Origin of the sequence: Amycolatopsis sp. NPDC059021, assembly GCF_042739895.1 — a bacterium.
Taxonomy (GTDB): domain Bacteria; phylum Actinomycetota; class Actinomycetes; order Mycobacteriales; family Pseudonocardiaceae; genus Amycolatopsis.
This window is the reverse complement of the sequence record NZ_JBHYIQ010000025.1, coordinates 34,676-49,952: the sequence shown is the minus strand read 5'-3', so window position 1 is coordinate 49,952 and position 15,277 is coordinate 34,676. Positions and strand designations below refer to the sequence as shown.

Here is a 15,277-nt window from a genome sequence, read left to right as displayed (position 1 = left end):
TTTTTTTTCATTGCCCCCTCCACCCCCCCGCCGCGCGCCCGCGGCCCTCACCCTCTCCACCACCCCCCCCCCCCCCCCCCGCCCCCCCCCCGGGGGGGGGGGCCCCCCCCCACGCCGTTTCGGTCCTCTTACGACAGACGGAGTGAGCACAATGGACAGTGACGTGGTGGTTCCGTTCCGTGGCCGCGGCGATCCGGCGACGCTCGGCGGGGCACTGCGGCGACGGCTCGAAGAGCTCGGCACTCGCCGGTGGGCGGTGGTGACGCTGATCGTGGCCGCGTCCGTGGTGGCAGCGGGGAACATCGCCATCGTCTGCACACTGTGGCCGGTGGACCTGGAGGTCTACCGATTCGGCGCGCAGGCCCTCGTCCAGGGGCGTGACGTCTACGGCCCGCTCCCCCCGACCAGGGGCGGCCTGCAGCTGCCGTTCATCTACCCGCCGTTCGCCGCGGTGCTGTTCCTGGTGTTCCTGGTGCCGCCCATTCCGGTGGCCGCCGTGCTGATGCTCGGGATCTCGCTGGCGGCGCTGGGCGCGGTGGTCTACGTCGTGGTGCGGCCGCGCACCTCACGCCGCACCGCCGTGGTCGCCGCGGTCCTGACCGCGACGGTGGCCCCGGCCTTCGAACCGGTCCGGAACACGCTGTGGTTCGGCCAGGTGAACCTCGTGCTCATGGCGCTGGTGGCGATCGACTGCCTGGCCCCGAAGACCCGCTGGCCGCGTGGCCTGATGCTGGGGCTGGCCGCGGCGGTGAAGATCACCCCGGCCGGTTTCGTCCTGTTCTTCCTGCTGAAGCGCGACTTCCGCGCCGCGGGGACCGCCGTCGTGACGTTCCTCGCCGCCGGGCTGGCCGCGTTCGCGGTGGCGCCGCGGGCTTCGTCGGAGTACTGGTTCGGCGGGCAGCTGACCACGGCTTCGGGGTTGAGCGGGTCGGTCTACGCCACCAACCAGACCATCCAGGGTGCCGTCCACCGGCTCGGGCTGTCGCCTGCCCCGGCGCTCATCGCGATCGTCGTCGCGACCTTGACCGCCCTGGTGCTCGCCGCCGGTGCCATGCACCGCGCCGACGCCCCGATGGCGCTGCTGCTCAACGCGGCCGCGGTGCTGGTGTGCTCGCCGATCTCGTGGTCGCACCACTGGGTGTGGATCGTCCCCGCCGCCGTCGTGCTCGGCGCTCGCGTCCGGAGCCGTCGCGCGGTGGCCGGTCTGGTGGCCGTCCTCGTGGTCTTCGCCGTCGCGCCGCATTCGTTCCTGCCCGCCACCCAGCTCCGCGAGCTTTCGTGGCAGCCGCTGGAGCACGTGGCCGGCAACAGCTACCTGCTGCTGGCCATGGGATTCCTCGCTTGGCAGTGCGTCGCGCCCAGCCGCTCCCAGGAGCCTGCTCCGGGCTGACGGTGCTCGCGACACCACCTCGGTTCCACTGGGGAAAGCACGTGTTCGCATGAGCAGTTAAGCGGTCGCTTACCGGTCGTCCTACACTGGAGGGGCGTGCGGCTGACCGGCAAGCTCGCCCGTCGACGTGCTGGATCTGGAAGGATCTGCGGATGACCATGTCCCTGTCGGCCGAACTGTGGCCGGACGTGCAGCCGGAGACGGCGCGACGGCTGATGCTGGCCGGTGTCGAGTCCTTCGCCCAGCGCGGGTACCACGCCACCACCACCCGGGACATCGCGAGCGCCGCCGGGATGAGCCCCGCGGCGCTGTACGTGCACTTCCCGTCGAAGGCGGCACTGCTGTTCGCGATCAGCCGCAGCGGCCACGAGCAGACGCTGTCGGTCGTGCAGAGCGTCGTCGCCAAGGTCGCCGACCCGGTGGAGCGGATCCGCCGGATCGTGGAGGACTTCGTGGCCTGGCACGCGCGGCGGCACACGGTCGCCCGCGTCGTGCAGTACGAGCTGCACGCCCTGCCGGACGAGGAGTTCGAAGTGGTCGCCGACCTGCGGCGCAAGATCGAGCGCATCGTCCGCGACGTGATCACCGAGGGCACCGAGGCGGGCGTCTTCACCGTCGGCGACCCGCGCACCGCGGCCAGGGCCGTGCTGTCCCTCGGCGTCGACGTCGCCCGCTGGTACACCGAGCGCTCCCGCAAGACCCCGAAGGCGCTCGGCGAGGAGTACGGGGAACTCGTCCTCCGCATGCTCGGCGCCAAGGTCCCCTGACCGGGGTCATACCCGGCCCCGGACAGGAGACCCCCACCACATACCAAGCGGTCGCTAACTAACGGACCGGCTCCCTCGGCGCGCCGGCCCGGCCGCGGACGGCGGAGCACACGGCGGCGAGCGCCATGATGCCCATCATCGCGTAGAACGCCGCGCTGAGCCCTTCGGTGAAGGCCGTGGCGAGCTCGCCGTGCAGGGTGGTGGTGCCGACGAAGATGGCGAACGCCAGATCACGCGGGATGGCGTACGAGGCGACCACGATCGCGGTGGTGAACGAGAAGACCATCCCGACGCTGGAGAACGTCCGGAGCACCCCGGAGGCGATCCCCAGCCACTCCGGCGGGGAGGCCGTCATCACCGCGGAACTGTTGGCGGGATAGAAGAAACTGCCCCCGATCATGATCACCACGTTGCCGATCGCGGTGAGCCACAGGCTGCTGGTCGTGGTCATCCGGGCGAAGATCACCAGCGCGACGACGGAGATGCCCAGCCCGGCGGTCGCCGGGATCACCGGGCCGAGCCGGTCGGCCAGCCGCCCGGCATACGGCCCCGCCGCCGCGCCGAGCAGGTACCCCGGCACCAGCAGCAGGGACGCGTCGATCGGGTCGAGGCCGCGCGGCCCCTGCAGGTACATGATCACGAGGAACAGCACCGCGAAGCTGCCGAGTCCCTGGAACAACGCGGCCAGCAGCGAAGGCGCCATCGCGGGAATCCGGAACAGCGACAGGTCCAGTGTCGGGTCCTTCTGCCGCAGTTCGATGAACACGAACGCCACCAGGAGCACGACGCCGCCCGCCAGGCACGCGATCATCGTCGCGTCCAGCGGCCCGGTGGCGAGCCCGGTCATCGCCCACAAGACCCCGAAAAGGCCGGCCCCCAAGGTGATCCCGCCCAGCGGGTCGAACCTGCGGCGCCGCCGCTCGCCCCGGTCCCGCAGCACACGGAACGCCAGCACCAGCGCGACGACGCCGATCGGCACGTTGATCCAGAAGATCCAGCGCCACGACACGTAGGTGACGATGACGCCGCCGAGCAGCACGCCGATCACCGAACCCAGTGAGAAGCCGACGGCGTTGAACCCGTAGGCGCGGCCACGTTCGGACGGCGGGTAGAGCTCGGCGATGACCGCGCCGCTGTTGGCCGCGATCAGCGCGGCACCGATCCCCTGGACCACCCGGGAAACGATCATGCTCGCCGCGTCCCAGGACAGCGCGCACAGCACCGAGCCGAGCACCAGGATCGCGAACCCGGCCTCGTACATCCGCACCCGGCCGAACATGTCGCCGAGCCTGCCCAGCTGGGTGGCGAGCACCGTGACCACCAGCAGATAGCTGACGACCACCCAGGTGACCGAGGCCAGCGAAACGCCGAGACCGCCCTGGATCGCGGGCAGCGCGAGGACGACGATCGTGCCGTCGACCCCCGCGATGAGCACCCCGACCATCACCACGACCATGCCGAGCCCGCGCCGCGGCATGGCGTCCCCCAGTGCCGTGCTCATTTCTTGAGCGGCGCTTCGATGCTCCACCGGCGGCCGTCCGGATCCCGCACGACCATCTGCCGGGTCCCCCAGTGCGTTTCCTCGAACGGGGTGACCACCTCGACGATCGGGTCGGGACGGAACGCGTCGGCGTCCTCGACCCGCAGCACCAGCTGAGCCTCGGGCTCCTGGTCCTCCGGGACCTCGGCGACGACGAAGTACGGCCCCTCCTCGTGCCGGAGCGTCCCGGACCCGTGGTCGGTGGCGAACTCGATCTTGTAGCCCAGCGCCTCCAGGAACTTGGCCGTCTTCCCCCAGTTGCGGGTGTGCAGGTAGACACCTTCGACGCCCTTGGTCGTCATGTCCTTCTCCTCTTTCACGAACGGTCTTCGTCTTGCTGCCCATGGGCGGCGAGGTGAGCGCGCAGCGCCTCGGTGACGAGCGCCGAGAGCGACATCTCGTGATCGATCGCGAAGTGCTTCACCTGCCTGATCAGGTCCACGGGCAGATAGACGTTGAACTGCTTCACTTCGGCACCCATGCAAGCATGCTAGCAATTTAGCTTGCTCGCCGCCATCAGGGTGGCGCGACCTCCATTCGGTATCGAGAAAGCGCGATGAGACGTTGACCACATACCGAGCGGTTGCTTACTTTGCCCGGACCACGGAGTTCCTGCTTCGGACGAAGGGCGCGAACATGACGGACCCCGCCGCCACCCTGTCGATCAAGCAACGCCGACGCGCCGCGACCGCGGCCTCACTCGCCGCTTCGGTCGAGTGGTACGACTACTTCGTCTTCGGTATCGCCGCCGCACTCGTGTTCGGGAAGACCTTCTTCCCCGCCGCGAACCCGGCGGCCGGTGTGCTCGCCTCGTTCGCGACCTTCGCGGTCGGCTTCCTCGCCCGGCCGATCGGCGGGATCATCGCCGGCACGCTCGGCGACCGGCGCGGCCGCAAACCCGTGCTGGTGCTGGCCATCGCGGTGATGGGCCTGGCCACGACCGGTATCGGCCTGCTGCCGGCGTACGCCTCGATCGGCCTCGCCGCGCCGCTGATCCTCGTGCTGCTGCGGCTGGTCCAGGGCATCGCGGTCGGCGCGCAGTGGGGCGGCGCGATGCTGCTGGCCACCGAATACGCGCCGCCCGGCAAACGCGGGCTCTACGGCAGCCTCGTCCAGCTCGGCGTGCCGATCGGCGTGGTGCTCGCGAACTCCGTGTTCCTCATCGCCTCGCGCGTCGCGCCGCCCGCCGACTTCCTGTCCTGGGCGTGGCGGCTGCCGTTCCTGGCCGGTGTCCTCGTGCTCGTGCTGGCCTGGTACATCCACGCCCGCGTCGAGGAGACCCCGGAATACCGTGCGGCGGAAGCGAAACTGGCCGCGCGGCAGCGCGCGTCCTCGCCACTGCGCGACATCCTGCGCCACCACCTCGGCACCGTGCTGCTCGCCGGTGGCTCCTTCGCCGTCAACACCGCGACGTTCTACATCCTGCTCACCGGCACACTCGACTACGCGACCCGCGATCTCGGCATGTCCCGCACCACCGTGCTCACCGCGACGCTGATCATCAGCACCACCCAGCTGGCCGTGATCCCGTTCGCCGCGGGGCTCTCCGACCGGATCGGCCGGATCCGGATCTACGCCTTCGGCGCGGCCGGGCTGCTGGTGTGGGCCATCCCGATGTTCCTGCTCATCGACACGAAGTCGTTGCTGTGGTTCGTGGTGGCCAGCTTCGTTGGCAGCCTGTTCCTGAGCATCATGTACGGGCCGCAGGCGGCTTTGTTCGCGGAGCTGTTCACGGCGAAGATGCGTTACACCGGCGCGTCGCTCGGCTACCAGATCAGCGCGGTCGCCGGCGGCGGGCTCGCGCCGTTCATCATGGTGCTGCTGCTCGAATCCACCGGGACGTCGATGTCGGTGTCGGGCTACATCATCGTGTTGTCGGTCATCTCGCTCGCCTCGATCGCGGTCCTCGCCCGCCGGGCCCGCGCCGGCGCCGCGGTTCCGGAGCAGGCCACGAACGAACCGGAGATCCCGTCAGCGGACCGCTCGCGCGAAGCGGTCGGCGACCAGCCGTAGCCGCTCGACGAGTTCGGGCGGGGCCTCCTCCACGACGAAGTCGAAATCCCAGTGGGCCAGGTGGAACGGCACGGGATCCAGTCCCTGCGCCCCGGTCCGCACCCGGCAGCTGCCCTCGTCGATCGCCTCGATGGTCCCCGCCTCGGGCCCGACGCGCTCGGCGACCACGGCCGCCGGCGCGGCCACCCGCAGCACGAGCTGATGCGGATAGGGCGCCGAGCTGATCGCCCGCGTCACGTACGCGGCGAGGTCGTCGGCGGGTGGTTCGCGCGGGGTGAACCGGAACCCCGGCACTCCGACGCCGTCGACGCGGTCGGCCCGGAACGTCCGCCAGCCGTCCCGGCCGAGGTCGAACGCCACGAGGTACCAGCGCCGCCCGGTGTGCACGAGCCGCAGGGGTTCCACCTCCCGTTCGGTGACCACGCCGTCGCGGTCGCGGTAGCCGAACCGCAGCCGCTGGTGATCGCGGCACGCGGTGGCGACAGTCGTCAGCACCTCGGCGTCGATCACCGGCCCTCCCCCGCCCAGTGCCACCGTGGCCGCGCGCAGCCCGCTCACCCGGTGCCGCAGCCGCGCCGGGAGCACCTGTTCCAGCTTGGCCAGGGCACGCACCGACGACTCCTCGATCCCGGACACCGTGCCGTTCGCGGCCGTGCGCAGGCCCACCGCGACCGCCACCGCCTCGTCGTCGTCCAGCAGCAGCGGCGGCAGCGCGGCACCCGCGCCGAGCCGGTACCCGCCCGCGACGCCGGACGTGGCGTGCACCGGATAGCCGAGATTCCGCAGCCGCTCGACGTCCCGGCGGACGGTGCGGACGTCGACACCGAGCCGGTCCGCCAGCTCCGGGCCCGGCCAGTCCCGCTTCGCCTGCAAGAGGGACAGCAGCCGCAGCAGCCGCTCCGAGGTCGTGTACATCCCCGCAGTCTGACAGCACGGCACACCGAGTCCCGTCGAGACACTCACTGCGCGGTTTTAATGTCGCGAACGACGCGTAAGGGACATTGAGTGCCCTCTACGCGTCGTTCAGGACGTAACACTTCTCCGACATACTTTCGCGTTCTATCACCACTCATCGGGAATCACGGCACTGGGACCATGTCAAGCCCCCTCTTTTGAGGACCGGGAAGCAGGCAACCTTCCCACCCCCTCGAACGTCCTTACTTCTCGCCCGGAACACACGGCACCGGACACGCCCAGGAAACCGCCCCTTTCCGGCGGACATCACCGGCACCACGGCATTGTTACCCACCACGATCGGGGAACCGCTCACCGAACTGTCCCCTTTTGTCATGAGCGACTGTTCATACGCACCGTTTTCCCGTGTCGGAAAATCTCTTAATCCCAGTCTGGACCGCGACGGATTTTCTCCCTAGAGTCGGCGCCGTCACGGTGATCGACCCAGGTCACGAGGTATCCGCCTCGTGGAAAGGAGCCTGCCCGCGATGAGGATTTCCCCGGGAAAAACCGGAAGAAAGCGAATGGCGGTGCTGGCCGGCTCCGCGGCCGTTCTCGCCATGACGCTGACCCCGGCCGCTTCCCCCGCGCCCGCGGCGCAACACTGCGTCTACTCGGCCGGTTCGAAGAATCTCAGCTGTTACCGGAGCGTCTCCGAAGCCACCGTCCACGGCAGACAACTGGCGAGCGTTTCCGGTGACGTCATCGGCGCGACCGTGTTCGATCAGCCGAGTTACGGCGGCGCTTCGCTGACCATCACCGTCCCGAAACCGTGCGTCAAGGACGACAAGGTCGACTGGTGGCTCGACCTGCAAGGGTTCTGGCGCAAGCGGATCTCCTCGGTGCAGTCCTGGGCGAACTGCTGGGTCTGGCTCTACCGCGAGGACAACTCCCGCGAGGGCCCGTACACCGGGAACGTCCCGGACGTGGGAAGCCAGATCGACAACCAGGCCGTCACCGTCGGCCTCAGCTGAGACGAGGAGAGAAATGCGCAATACCACCAGAAAAGCGGGAATCCTCGCGGCGAGCCTCGCCGCCGTCGCGGCCACGGCGGCGGCCCCGGGTATCGCGGCGGCGTCCACTCAGGACGAACCGACCGTCCGGCAGCTGCTCGACCAGTGCAACCAGGGCCGCACCGACGTGTGCGACTTCCACCCGTCCGGCTCCCCGCAGGTGTACCGCGGTCAGTACCAGCTCGCCGGTGGGGCGACGAACTGCTCCGGGAGCAATTCGACGCGGGTCATCCGCTGGGAGTCCTCCCAGAGCACGACGAACAGTATCGGTGTCGAGATCAGCGCCAACGTCAAGATCGGGAAGAGTTTCGAACTCGGTTTCAAGGCTTCGTACGGCCACGAATGGACCTGGTCGAGCACGAAGGCCGACGAGATCCGGCAGGACGTCGGCCCGCGCCAGGCGGTGAACATCTACGCCGCGCCGATGCGCACCAAGGTCCGCGGCACCTACGAACTGCACTTCGGCAGCCCTTACTACGGCCACTACTACTGGTACGTCAACAACGTCGAGATCGACGGACCGGACAGCAACCCGGCGTGGGACACCCGCGCCGAGTCCACGAACGCCAACTGCTGACCCGGCGTTCCCTCACCAGGGGCACGCCCGCCTCGGCCGGGCGTGCCCCTTGGCGCAGGGAGGTCACCACCGGCTTGCCAGCGGCTCCCCGGCACCGGAGAGTGGGCACATGCAGGAATTCGACCCCGCACCGCTGCTCGCCGTCGCCCGTGAGGAAGCCCTGCTGGGCAAGTCCGAGGGCGGGGTGCCGATCGGCGCCGCCCTGTTCACCACCGGCGGCGAACTGCTCGGCCGCGGGCACAACCGGCGCGTCCAGGACGGCGACCCCTCGATGCACGCCGAGACCGCGGCGTTCCGCGCCGCCGGGCGCCGCCCGCACTACCGCGACACGATCATGGTCACGACGCTGTCGCCGTGCTGGTACTGCAGCGGGCTGGTCCGGCAGTTCGGCATCGGCCAGGTCGTCATCGGCGAGGCCACGACGTTCCACGGCGGGCACGACTGGCTCGCCGAAAACGGTGTCGGGATCACCGTGCTCGACGACGCCGGGTGCGTCGCGCTGATGACCGCGTTCATCGCCGAGCACCCGGAGCTGTGGTTCGAGGACATCGGCGTCGAAGAATCCATTTCGGACAGTCACTGAGGGGGCCGCCATGCCGTCGTCCGTCCCGCTCGTCGACCTCTCCCCCTGGTTCGAGGGCACCCCGGCGGGCCGCGCCGCGGTCGCCGCCGAACTCGACCGCGCGCTGCGGGATTCGGGGTTCCTGCTCGTCACCGGTCACGGCGTCCCCGGGGAACTCCGGACCAGGACACGGGAACTGGCACGCCGGTTCTTCGCGCTGCCCGAGGACGTCAAGCAGCGGTACGCCGTCACCGTCGGCGGTCGTGGCTGGCTGCCGCCGGGCGCCGAAGCGAACGGCTACGCCGAAGGCACCGAGACACCGCCGGATCTCAAGGAGTCCTACTCGTCCGGTGCCGACACCGGCGTCGGAGACCCGGACGTCGACGGTTTCTGGTTCCAGCGCAACGTCTGGCCTGCCGAGATCCCGGAACTCGAGGCCGCCGCGAACGAGTACATGGCGCGGATGCGGGCCCTATCGGACGAGCTGCTGACGGCGTTCGCCGTCGCGCTTTCACTGGAGGCGGACCACTTCACCCGGCACACGGGCCATCCCACGTACACCTTCAACATCAACTGGTACCCGCCGATGACCCACGTCGGAACACCCGCGCCGGACCAGTTCCGCATCGGGCCGCACACCGACTTCGGCACCGTGACCGTGCTCGACCGCCAGGCCGGGCTCGGCGGGCTGCAGGTCTACACGTCCGATGGGCGCTGGGAGGACGCGCCGTTCGACCCGGCGGCGTTCACCGTCAACATCGGCGACCTGATGGCCCGCTGGACCGGCGGCCGCTGGCGCTCCACCCGCCACCGCGTCCTCCCGCCCGACGCGAACGCTCCCGACGAGGACCTCGTGTCGCTGATCTTCTTCTACGAGACCGATCACGACGCCCGCATCACCTCGCTGGGCCCGCCGATCGGCCACACCGCGTATCCGGACGTCATCGCCGCCGAGTACCTCCGCGAGAAACTCGACGCCATCACGGTCACCTAGGACGCCGGCCCGGTCTCGGCACACACCGTCCGATTCCGCCCGGATCGCTTCGCGCGGTCCAGCGCGCCCCGCGCCGCCGCGAGGACGTCGTCGAGAGTGTCCCCGTCACCGGGAAGTGCGGCGACGCCGATCGACACGGTCGTCCCGGCGAACTGCGGCGCGTCGCCGGCCGACTTGAGCGAAACGGCGGTGGCCGCCACCCGCAGCCGCAACCGTTCCGCGATGGCCAGCGCGTCGAATCGGCCGGTGGCAGGCAGCAGGACGGCGAACTCCCCGCCGCCCGAGCGTCCGACGAGATCGGCCGAACGGACCTCGGCGCGTAACGCGTCGGCGACCGCGCGCAGCACGGCGTCACCGACCCCGCGGCCGTGCCAGTCGTTGAGCTGGCCGAAGCGGTCGAGATCCAGCAGCAGCGCGGCCGCGCCGGGGCCCCGCCGCAGCCGTGCGGCCTCCGCCTTCGCCGCCTCCCGCCAGGACTCGGCCGTGAGCACCGCGGTGAGCGAGTCGAGCGTGACCTCCCGGCGCGCCCGGGTCAGCGAACCGCGATGCAGGACCACGACGGCGCCGGCGAGCAGCGGTACCACGAGCGGCGCGCCCGCCAGCAGCACGGCGAGGACGACGCCCAGCGCGACCATTGCAGCGTCGAAGACGTACCCGGACGACGCCGGGGCGCCGAGCAGGCGCACCAGACCGGCGTTGACCAGGAAGAACACCAGGCCCGACACGAAAATCAGCCCGGCGACGCGGGAATCGGCGCCGATCCCGTACAGCGGATCGCCCACGGTGAAACCAAGGAACACGGACGCGAGCACCGCCGCGCAGACCGTCGCCGCCACACCGAAAACCTGCCGGTGCGGCGCACGGCGGCGTACCCGGAGCCAGCGATACGCGCCCGAGACCACGACCAGCCCGGCGGCGGCCCCGGGCGGCAGGATCAGCACACCGGCGAAAATCCACGGAATGTCGATGCCGGGGTCGAGCACGTCCGCCCGGGCCCGCTCGACCGTCCGGCACAGCTCCGCGCAGACCAGCAGCCCGGCGAGGAGCACGACGAACGGCAGCAGCACCGGCCGCGAGGGCGGGAACCGGACGGCGGCGAGCGCGGTGCCCGCGACGGCCACGACATCGACGACGAGGAGATACCAGACCAGCCCGCGGCGCGGCAGCCGCCACAGCGCCCAATCCGCGGCCCCGGCGATCAGCGGGCCCCGGCCGCGACGGCGCCCGTCCCCGGCTGCCATCGCGGATTCCCCCACCATCACGGCAAAGTAGCCGGTTGCCCCGGGTGCTGTCACTCCGCCTTCAGGGGCATCTGTCCTGGTCACGCCACCACTCGCCGCAGTCGGGCGGGCACGTCGAGTGCGCGGTTTCCCTCTGATCGGGAGCGTTGACAAGCACATTGGTCTAGTCCACGGTGTGTGAGCACACAGTGACCTCCTGCTGATAACGCCGCATCACGCACCGGAGGCGCTCCACCCCAGCACGCCCGTCGAGGTGCGTGAACTCGTTGGAGGGCCTATGAAAACCCTGCGTCGCCTGGCCACCCTCGCGGCCGCCGCCGGTGCGGCAGCCGTCACCGCGGTCGGCCTCGCCCCGGCCGCGAGCGCGGCCCCGGATCCCGTGCTCGCCTCGCCGTACCTCTACCAGTGGGGCGGTCAGACGAGCGCCTCCGCGGCCATGTCCGCGACCGACGTGAAAGCGTTTACTCTCGCGTTCATGCTGTCGGACGGCGGCTGCACCCCCAAATGGGACGGCACCCGCGCGCTGACCGGCTCGGACGCCACGATGATCAACCAGATCCGGTCCGCGGGCGGGGACGTCATCCCCTCCTTCGGCGGCTGGTCCGGCACGAAGCTCGGCGCCAAGTGCACCTCGGCGAGCGCGCTCGCCGGCGCGTACCAGAAGGTGATCGACGCCTACCAGCTCAAGGCCATCGACCTCGACATCGAGAACACCGACGAGTTCGAGAACGCGGCGGTGCAGGACCGCATCCTCAACGCCGTCAAGCTCACCAAGCAGAAGAACCCCGGGCTGCGCGTGGTGATCACCATCGGCACCGAGACCACCGGGCCCAACACCTGGGGCAAGCGGCTCATCAACCAGGCCAAGGCGATCGGCGCGAACGTCGACGTCTGGTCGGTCATGCCCTTCGACTTCTCGAACGGCGGAGACATGGCCGCCCACACGAAGAGCGCGGTCGACGGACTGAAGAACCAGCTCAAGACCACGTTCGGCTGGAACGACGACGTGGCCTACCGGCACAGTGGACTGTCCTCGATGAACGGCAAGACCGACAACGCGGGGGAAACCGTCACCGTCGCGAACTTCAAGGCGATCCGGGACTACGCGGCCGGTCACCACCTGGCCCGGTTCACCTTCTGGGCCACCAACCGCGACTGCTCCGGCGGTGGCGAGTGCAGCGGGATCTCCCAGGGCAAGTACGACTTCACCAAGATCGTGGCCGGGTACACCGGCTGAGAGACCCGCCGTGCGGGGCCGTTTCCGACGTGTCGCCCGGCAGGTCGGGCACGGCTCCGCACGGCTTCCACGGACGTGTTCTTGATCACATCTTCACTGGAGACCGCGAGCCACAGTGGACACCGTCCGTGCACAACGGGGTCTGGCCACAACACACCGCCGGGTCCACTAGCGACAGTTCGTCATTCTGTCCAGATGATGTTCAGGTGAACTTGACGACGCGAACGCACGCTGGGGAATCACGTGATGATCATGACGTCCCGATGCCGGGGGTAGCGCTTCGGAGAATGCACCGTTTAATCTCGTGACGACCTCGAAACCGCGCCACCGGATCACGGCGGCGCGGTCCGGGCCGACAGCACGAATGAGCGGTGAGCGCACTACCATGGCCAGAGCGGGTGTGTCGAGAACGGATTTGTCACTCTACGAACACACCGGCGGACAACTCGACCGGCTTTGCCGGGTGGCCGGTTTCGACGGAAAAGACCGGCGACATCTGGAACTGCTCGAAGGCCTGCTCGGGCCGGGCGGCGGGAACAGCATCGCGACGGCACCGGAGTGGAATTCGAATGTCGCCGACGACACCACCCCGATCGAATTCTCCCTCGCATTCGACGCGACCGGTGAATACGTGGTAAGAGTACTCGGGGAAAGTGTCGGAGCCACGGCACCGGGCGAGTTCCTCGAGACCGTCGCGGAACCGTACCGGCTCGACACCCGCAGGCTGGACGCGATCGCCGACCTGTTCCTCCCCCACGAGGAGCGGCAGGGCCCGTTCACGATGTGGTACTCGCTGATCTTCCGGCCCGGCCACGAACCCAAGATCAAGGTCTACCTCAATCCGCAGATCAGCGGTCCCACCATGGCCGATTCCCTGGTCCACGAGGGTTTCCGGCGGCTGGGCATCGACGCGGCCTTCGATCCGGTCATCCAGCACGCGCTACCTCGCGGCGAGCTGGACAACTTCGCCTTCTTCGCGCTGGATCTCGACGGCGGCCCGCTGTCGCGGGTCAAGGTCTACGTCTCGCACGAGGCCGCCGAGTCCGCCGACGTCGAGCGCGCCGCCGAACTTGTGCCCGGCATCGATCCGTTGCACATCCGCGAGTTCTGCGCCGTGCTCGGCGGCGGAAAAGGACCGTTCGAGGGACGCCCGCTCATTTCCAGTTACTCCTTCGTCGAGGGAGACGAAGGCCGTCCCAGCAATTATAGTCTTTACCTCCCTATCCGAAGCTACGTTCCCGACGACGAAGTGGCCCGTGCCAGGGTGCTGGCCATCATGGCGCAGTACGACCTCGATGGAACAATACTGGACAAAGCCATCGAGGCGGTCACCGAAAGGCCACTAAGACACGGTGTTGGTCTGATCGCACACGTTTCACTGCGGTTGGGGGACATCGGTTCCGGAATCACGATATATTTGTCGTCCGAGGCCTATCAAGTCATGCCGCCAGGGCGGCGAACCCTGCTCGGCGAACTGAGATGACAACGTTGACAAATCGCCGGTTCATTGCTGCTACTTAAGGAAAAGAATTGCGCACCTTCCCGCCCTATCGCGCCCAGGTCGTCGCCGAAATCCCGATCACCACCCGCGCGGAGCGGGAGCGCGCGCTCGCCGATGCCGGCTACAACGCGTTCAACCTGCCGGCGAACATGGTCACCATCGATCTGCTGACCGACTCGGGCACCGGCGCGGTGTCCACCGCCCAGGAGGCCGCCGCGGTCGCCGCGGACCGCTCGTACGCCGGTTCCGACTCGTTCCACCGCTTTCGCGCCGCGCTGAGCGAACTGACGCGCTACCCGTACATCCTGCCCGTCCACCAGGGCCGGGCCGCGGAGCGCATCCTGTTCTCGAGCGTGCTCGCGGCGGGCAAGATTTCGCTGAGCAACACGCATTTCGACACCACGAGGGCGAACGTCGAGCTGCTGGGCGCCGAGGCGCGGGATCTGCCGTGCGCGGAGTTCGCCGATCTGGACAGCGACGAACCGTTCAAGGGCAACATCGATCTCGACGCCGTGGAGCGGTTCCTGACCGGTCCGGAAAAACACCGGATCGGCATGGTGCTGATCACCATCACGAACAACGGCGGCGGCGGGCAGCCGGTGTCGATGGCCAACCTCACCGCGGCGAGCAGGCTGTGCCGCGCGCACAACGTGCCGATCTTCCTCGACGCCGCGCGGTTCGCCGAGAACGCCTGGCTGGTGACCCAGCGAGAAAGCGCTTACCAGGGCCGGACACCCCGCGAGGTCGCCGAGAAGGCGTTCGGCCTCGTCGACGGCTGTGTCGCCAGCCTGAAGAAGGACGGCATCTCCCCGATGGGCGCGTTCATCGGGCTGAACGACGGCGAACTGGCGCAACGCTGCGAAACGAACCTCATCGCCACCGAGGGTTTCCGGACCTACGGCGGTCTCGGCGCGCACGATCTCGACCGCGTCGCCAAGGGCGTGCACGAAGTACTCGACCCGAACTACCTCGCCGCCCGTGCGGCGGACGCGGCGCGGCTCGCCGAGCAGGCCGCCGCCGCGGGCGTGGACATCGTGCGCCCGGCCGGGATCCACGCGCTCTACCTCAACGCCGGGCGGCTGCTCCCGCACATCCCGGCGAACCGGTTCCCCGGGCACTCGCTGGCCTGCGAGCTGTACCTGGAGGGCGGGATCCGGTGTGTCGAACTGGGTTCGCTCTACCTCGGCACCCTGGACGACGACAACGAACTCGTCACGCCCGCGCCGTTCGAACTCGTCCGCGCCGCCCTCCCCCGCCGGGTCTACACCCAAGCCCACTACGACTACGTCGCCGACGTACTCGCCGACATCGCGAAAAACCCGCAGCAGGTCCCCGGCTACCGCATCGTCGACGCCCCGAAAACCCTGCGGCACTTCAACCTCCGCATGGCCCCCGCCTGACGATCGCCCGTACCCGGATGGCGAACTCGCGTACCCGGACGGACGACACGGCCTCAAAGCTGTGTCGTCCACTCAGGTACGCGTGTCG

General features: G+C 69.2%; 15 protein-coding genes. 10 read left to right on the top strand and 5 right to left on the bottom strand.

Annotated features, from left to right (window positions below):
- Positions 1–151: 151 nt before the first annotated feature.
- Positions 152–1,390 (top strand): glycosyltransferase 87 family protein, encoded by a 1,239-nt coding sequence (locus tag ACFWX1_RS17295; RefSeq protein WP_378388341.1) that lies wholly within the window; start codon positions 152–154, stop codon positions 1,388–1,390.
- 152 nt (positions 1,391–1,542) lie between these two features.
- Positions 1,543–2,157, top strand: coding sequence for a TetR/AcrR family transcriptional regulator (locus ACFWX1_RS17290; RefSeq protein ID WP_378388339.1), 615 nt, complete (start codon positions 1,543–1,545; stop codon positions 2,155–2,157).
- Between the two features lie 58 nt (positions 2,158–2,215).
- Here ACFWX1_RS17290 and ACFWX1_RS17285 read toward each other — a convergent pair whose 3' ends face one another.
- The 3 genes from ACFWX1_RS17285 to ACFWX1_RS17275 are packed head-to-tail and all read right to left on the bottom strand — an operon-like array spanning position 2,216 to position 4,178.
- Positions 2,216–3,658: an MFS transporter gene (locus ACFWX1_RS17285; RefSeq protein ID WP_378388337.1), complete on the bottom strand. Its 1,443-nt coding sequence runs from the start codon at positions 3,656–3,658 to the stop codon at positions 2,216–2,218.
- Positions 3,655–3,999, bottom strand: coding sequence for a VOC family protein (locus ACFWX1_RS17280; protein ID WP_378388335.1), 345 nt, complete (start codon positions 3,997–3,999; stop codon positions 3,655–3,657). The genes ACFWX1_RS17285 and ACFWX1_RS17280 overlap by 4 nt, the downstream gene beginning before the upstream one ends.
- Before the next feature lie 14 nt (positions 4,000–4,013).
- Positions 4,014–4,178, bottom strand: a complete 165-nt coding sequence (locus tag ACFWX1_RS17275; protein ID WP_378326181.1) for a CopG family transcriptional regulator — start codon at positions 4,176–4,178, stop codon at positions 4,014–4,016.
- A 155-nt stretch (positions 4,179–4,333) separates the two neighbouring features.
- Here ACFWX1_RS17275 and ACFWX1_RS17270 point away from each other — a divergent pair, with 155 nt between their 5' ends.
- Complete coding sequence (locus tag ACFWX1_RS17270) at positions 4,334–5,710, top strand: MFS transporter (protein ID WP_378388333.1); 1,377 nt, start codon at positions 4,334–4,336, stop codon at positions 5,708–5,710.
- On the opposite strand, the gene ACFWX1_RS17265 is transcribed toward ACFWX1_RS17270, so the two are convergent.
- Positions 5,669–6,625, bottom strand: a complete 957-nt coding sequence (locus tag ACFWX1_RS17265) for a helix-turn-helix transcriptional regulator (protein WP_378388331.1) — start codon at positions 6,623–6,625, stop codon at positions 5,669–5,671. The genes ACFWX1_RS17270 and ACFWX1_RS17265 overlap by 42 nt on opposite strands.
- Before the next feature lie 563 nt (positions 6,626–7,188).
- Here ACFWX1_RS17265 and ACFWX1_RS17260 point away from each other — a divergent pair.
- The 4 genes from ACFWX1_RS17260 to ACFWX1_RS17245 all read left to right on the top strand — a co-directional run bounded on the left by ACFWX1_RS17260 (position 7,189) and on the right by ACFWX1_RS17245 (position 9,810).
- On the top strand, positions 7,189–7,638 hold the full coding sequence (locus tag ACFWX1_RS17260; protein WP_378388329.1) for a hypothetical protein: 450 nt from the start codon (positions 7,189–7,191) through the stop codon (positions 7,636–7,638).
- 13 nt (positions 7,639–7,651) lie between these two features.
- Complete coding sequence (locus ACFWX1_RS17255) at positions 7,652–8,254, top strand: hypothetical protein (protein ID WP_378388327.1); 603 nt, start codon at positions 7,652–7,654, stop codon at positions 8,252–8,254.
- Between the two features lie 109 nt (positions 8,255–8,363).
- Complete coding sequence (locus ACFWX1_RS17250; protein ID WP_378388325.1) at positions 8,364–8,837, top strand: nucleoside deaminase; 474 nt, start codon at positions 8,364–8,366, stop codon at positions 8,835–8,837.
- A 10-nt stretch (positions 8,838–8,847) separates the two neighbouring features.
- Entirely contained in the window at positions 8,848–9,810 is a 963-nt protein-coding gene (locus ACFWX1_RS17245; RefSeq protein ID WP_378388323.1) for an isopenicillin N synthase family dioxygenase, read from the top strand.
- Here the strand turns inward: ACFWX1_RS17245 and ACFWX1_RS17240 are convergent.
- A complete protein-coding gene (locus ACFWX1_RS17240) occupies positions 9,807–11,069 on the bottom strand; it encodes a diguanylate cyclase (protein WP_378388321.1) in 1,263 nt (420 codons plus the stop codon). The two genes, ACFWX1_RS17245 and ACFWX1_RS17240, sit on opposite strands and share 4 nt — an antisense overlap.
- A gap of 259 nt (positions 11,070–11,328) precedes the next feature.
- Here ACFWX1_RS17240 and ACFWX1_RS17235 point away from each other — a divergent pair, with 259 nt between their 5' ends.
- The 3 genes from ACFWX1_RS17235 (at position 11,329) to ACFWX1_RS17225 (ending at position 15,189) form a co-directional block, all read left to right on the top strand.
- Positions 11,329–12,288 carry a chitinase gene (locus ACFWX1_RS17235; protein WP_378388319.1) on the top strand — a complete coding sequence of 320 codons (960 nt, stop codon included), beginning with the start codon at positions 11,329–11,331 and terminating at the stop codon, positions 12,286–12,288.
- Positions 12,289–12,688: 400 nt separating this feature from the next.
- Entirely contained in the window at positions 12,689–13,771 is a 1,083-nt protein-coding gene (locus tag ACFWX1_RS17230; protein ID WP_378388317.1) for a tryptophan dimethylallyltransferase family protein, read from the top strand.
- 47 nt (positions 13,772–13,818) lie between these two features.
- Positions 13,819–15,189 (top strand): tryptophanase, encoded by a 1,371-nt coding sequence (locus tag ACFWX1_RS17225; RefSeq protein WP_378388315.1) that lies wholly within the window; start codon positions 13,819–13,821, stop codon positions 15,187–15,189.
- Positions 15,190–15,277: the final 88 nt, after the last annotated feature.

What these genes read in the sequence shown, in the direction of transcription:
- ACFWX1_RS17295 (WP_378388341.1), top strand. Translation starts at nt 152, where the DNA reads ATGGACAGTGACGTGGTGGTTCCGTTCCGTGGCCGCGGCGATCCGGCG.
- ACFWX1_RS17290 (WP_378388339.1), top strand. Translation starts at nt 1,543, where the DNA reads ATGACCATGTCCCTGTCGGCCGAACTGTGGCCGGACGTGCAGCCGGAG.
- ACFWX1_RS17285 (WP_378388337.1), bottom strand. Translation starts at nt 3,658, where the DNA reads ATGAGCACGGCACTGGGGGACGCCATGCCGCGGCGCGGGCTCGGCATG.
- ACFWX1_RS17280 (WP_378388335.1), bottom strand. Translation starts at nt 3,999, where the DNA reads ATGACGACCAAGGGCGTCGAAGGTGTCTACCTGCACACCCGCAACTGG.
- ACFWX1_RS17275 (WP_378326181.1), bottom strand. Translation starts at nt 4,178, where the DNA reads ATGGGTGCCGAAGTGAAGCAGTTCAACGTCTATCTGCCCGTGGACCTG.
- ACFWX1_RS17270 (WP_378388333.1), top strand. Translation starts at nt 4,334, where the DNA reads ATGACGGACCCCGCCGCCACCCTGTCGATCAAGCAACGCCGACGCGCC.
- ACFWX1_RS17265 (WP_378388331.1), bottom strand. Translation starts at nt 6,625, where the DNA reads ATGTACACGACCTCGGAGCGGCTGCTGCGGCTGCTGTCCCTCTTGCAG.
- ACFWX1_RS17260 (WP_378388329.1), top strand. Translation starts at nt 7,189, where the DNA reads ATGGCGGTGCTGGCCGGCTCCGCGGCCGTTCTCGCCATGACGCTGACC.
- ACFWX1_RS17255 (WP_378388327.1), top strand. Translation starts at nt 7,652, where the DNA reads ATGCGCAATACCACCAGAAAAGCGGGAATCCTCGCGGCGAGCCTCGCC.
- ACFWX1_RS17250 (WP_378388325.1), top strand. Translation starts at nt 8,364, where the DNA reads ATGCAGGAATTCGACCCCGCACCGCTGCTCGCCGTCGCCCGTGAGGAA.
- ACFWX1_RS17245 (WP_378388323.1), top strand. Translation starts at nt 8,848, where the DNA reads ATGCCGTCGTCCGTCCCGCTCGTCGACCTCTCCCCCTGGTTCGAGGGC.
- ACFWX1_RS17240 (WP_378388321.1), bottom strand. Translation starts at nt 11,069, where the DNA reads ATGGTGGGGGAATCCGCGATGGCAGCCGGGGACGGGCGCCGTCGCGGC.
- ACFWX1_RS17235 (WP_378388319.1), top strand. Translation starts at nt 11,329, where the DNA reads ATGAAAACCCTGCGTCGCCTGGCCACCCTCGCGGCCGCCGCCGGTGCG.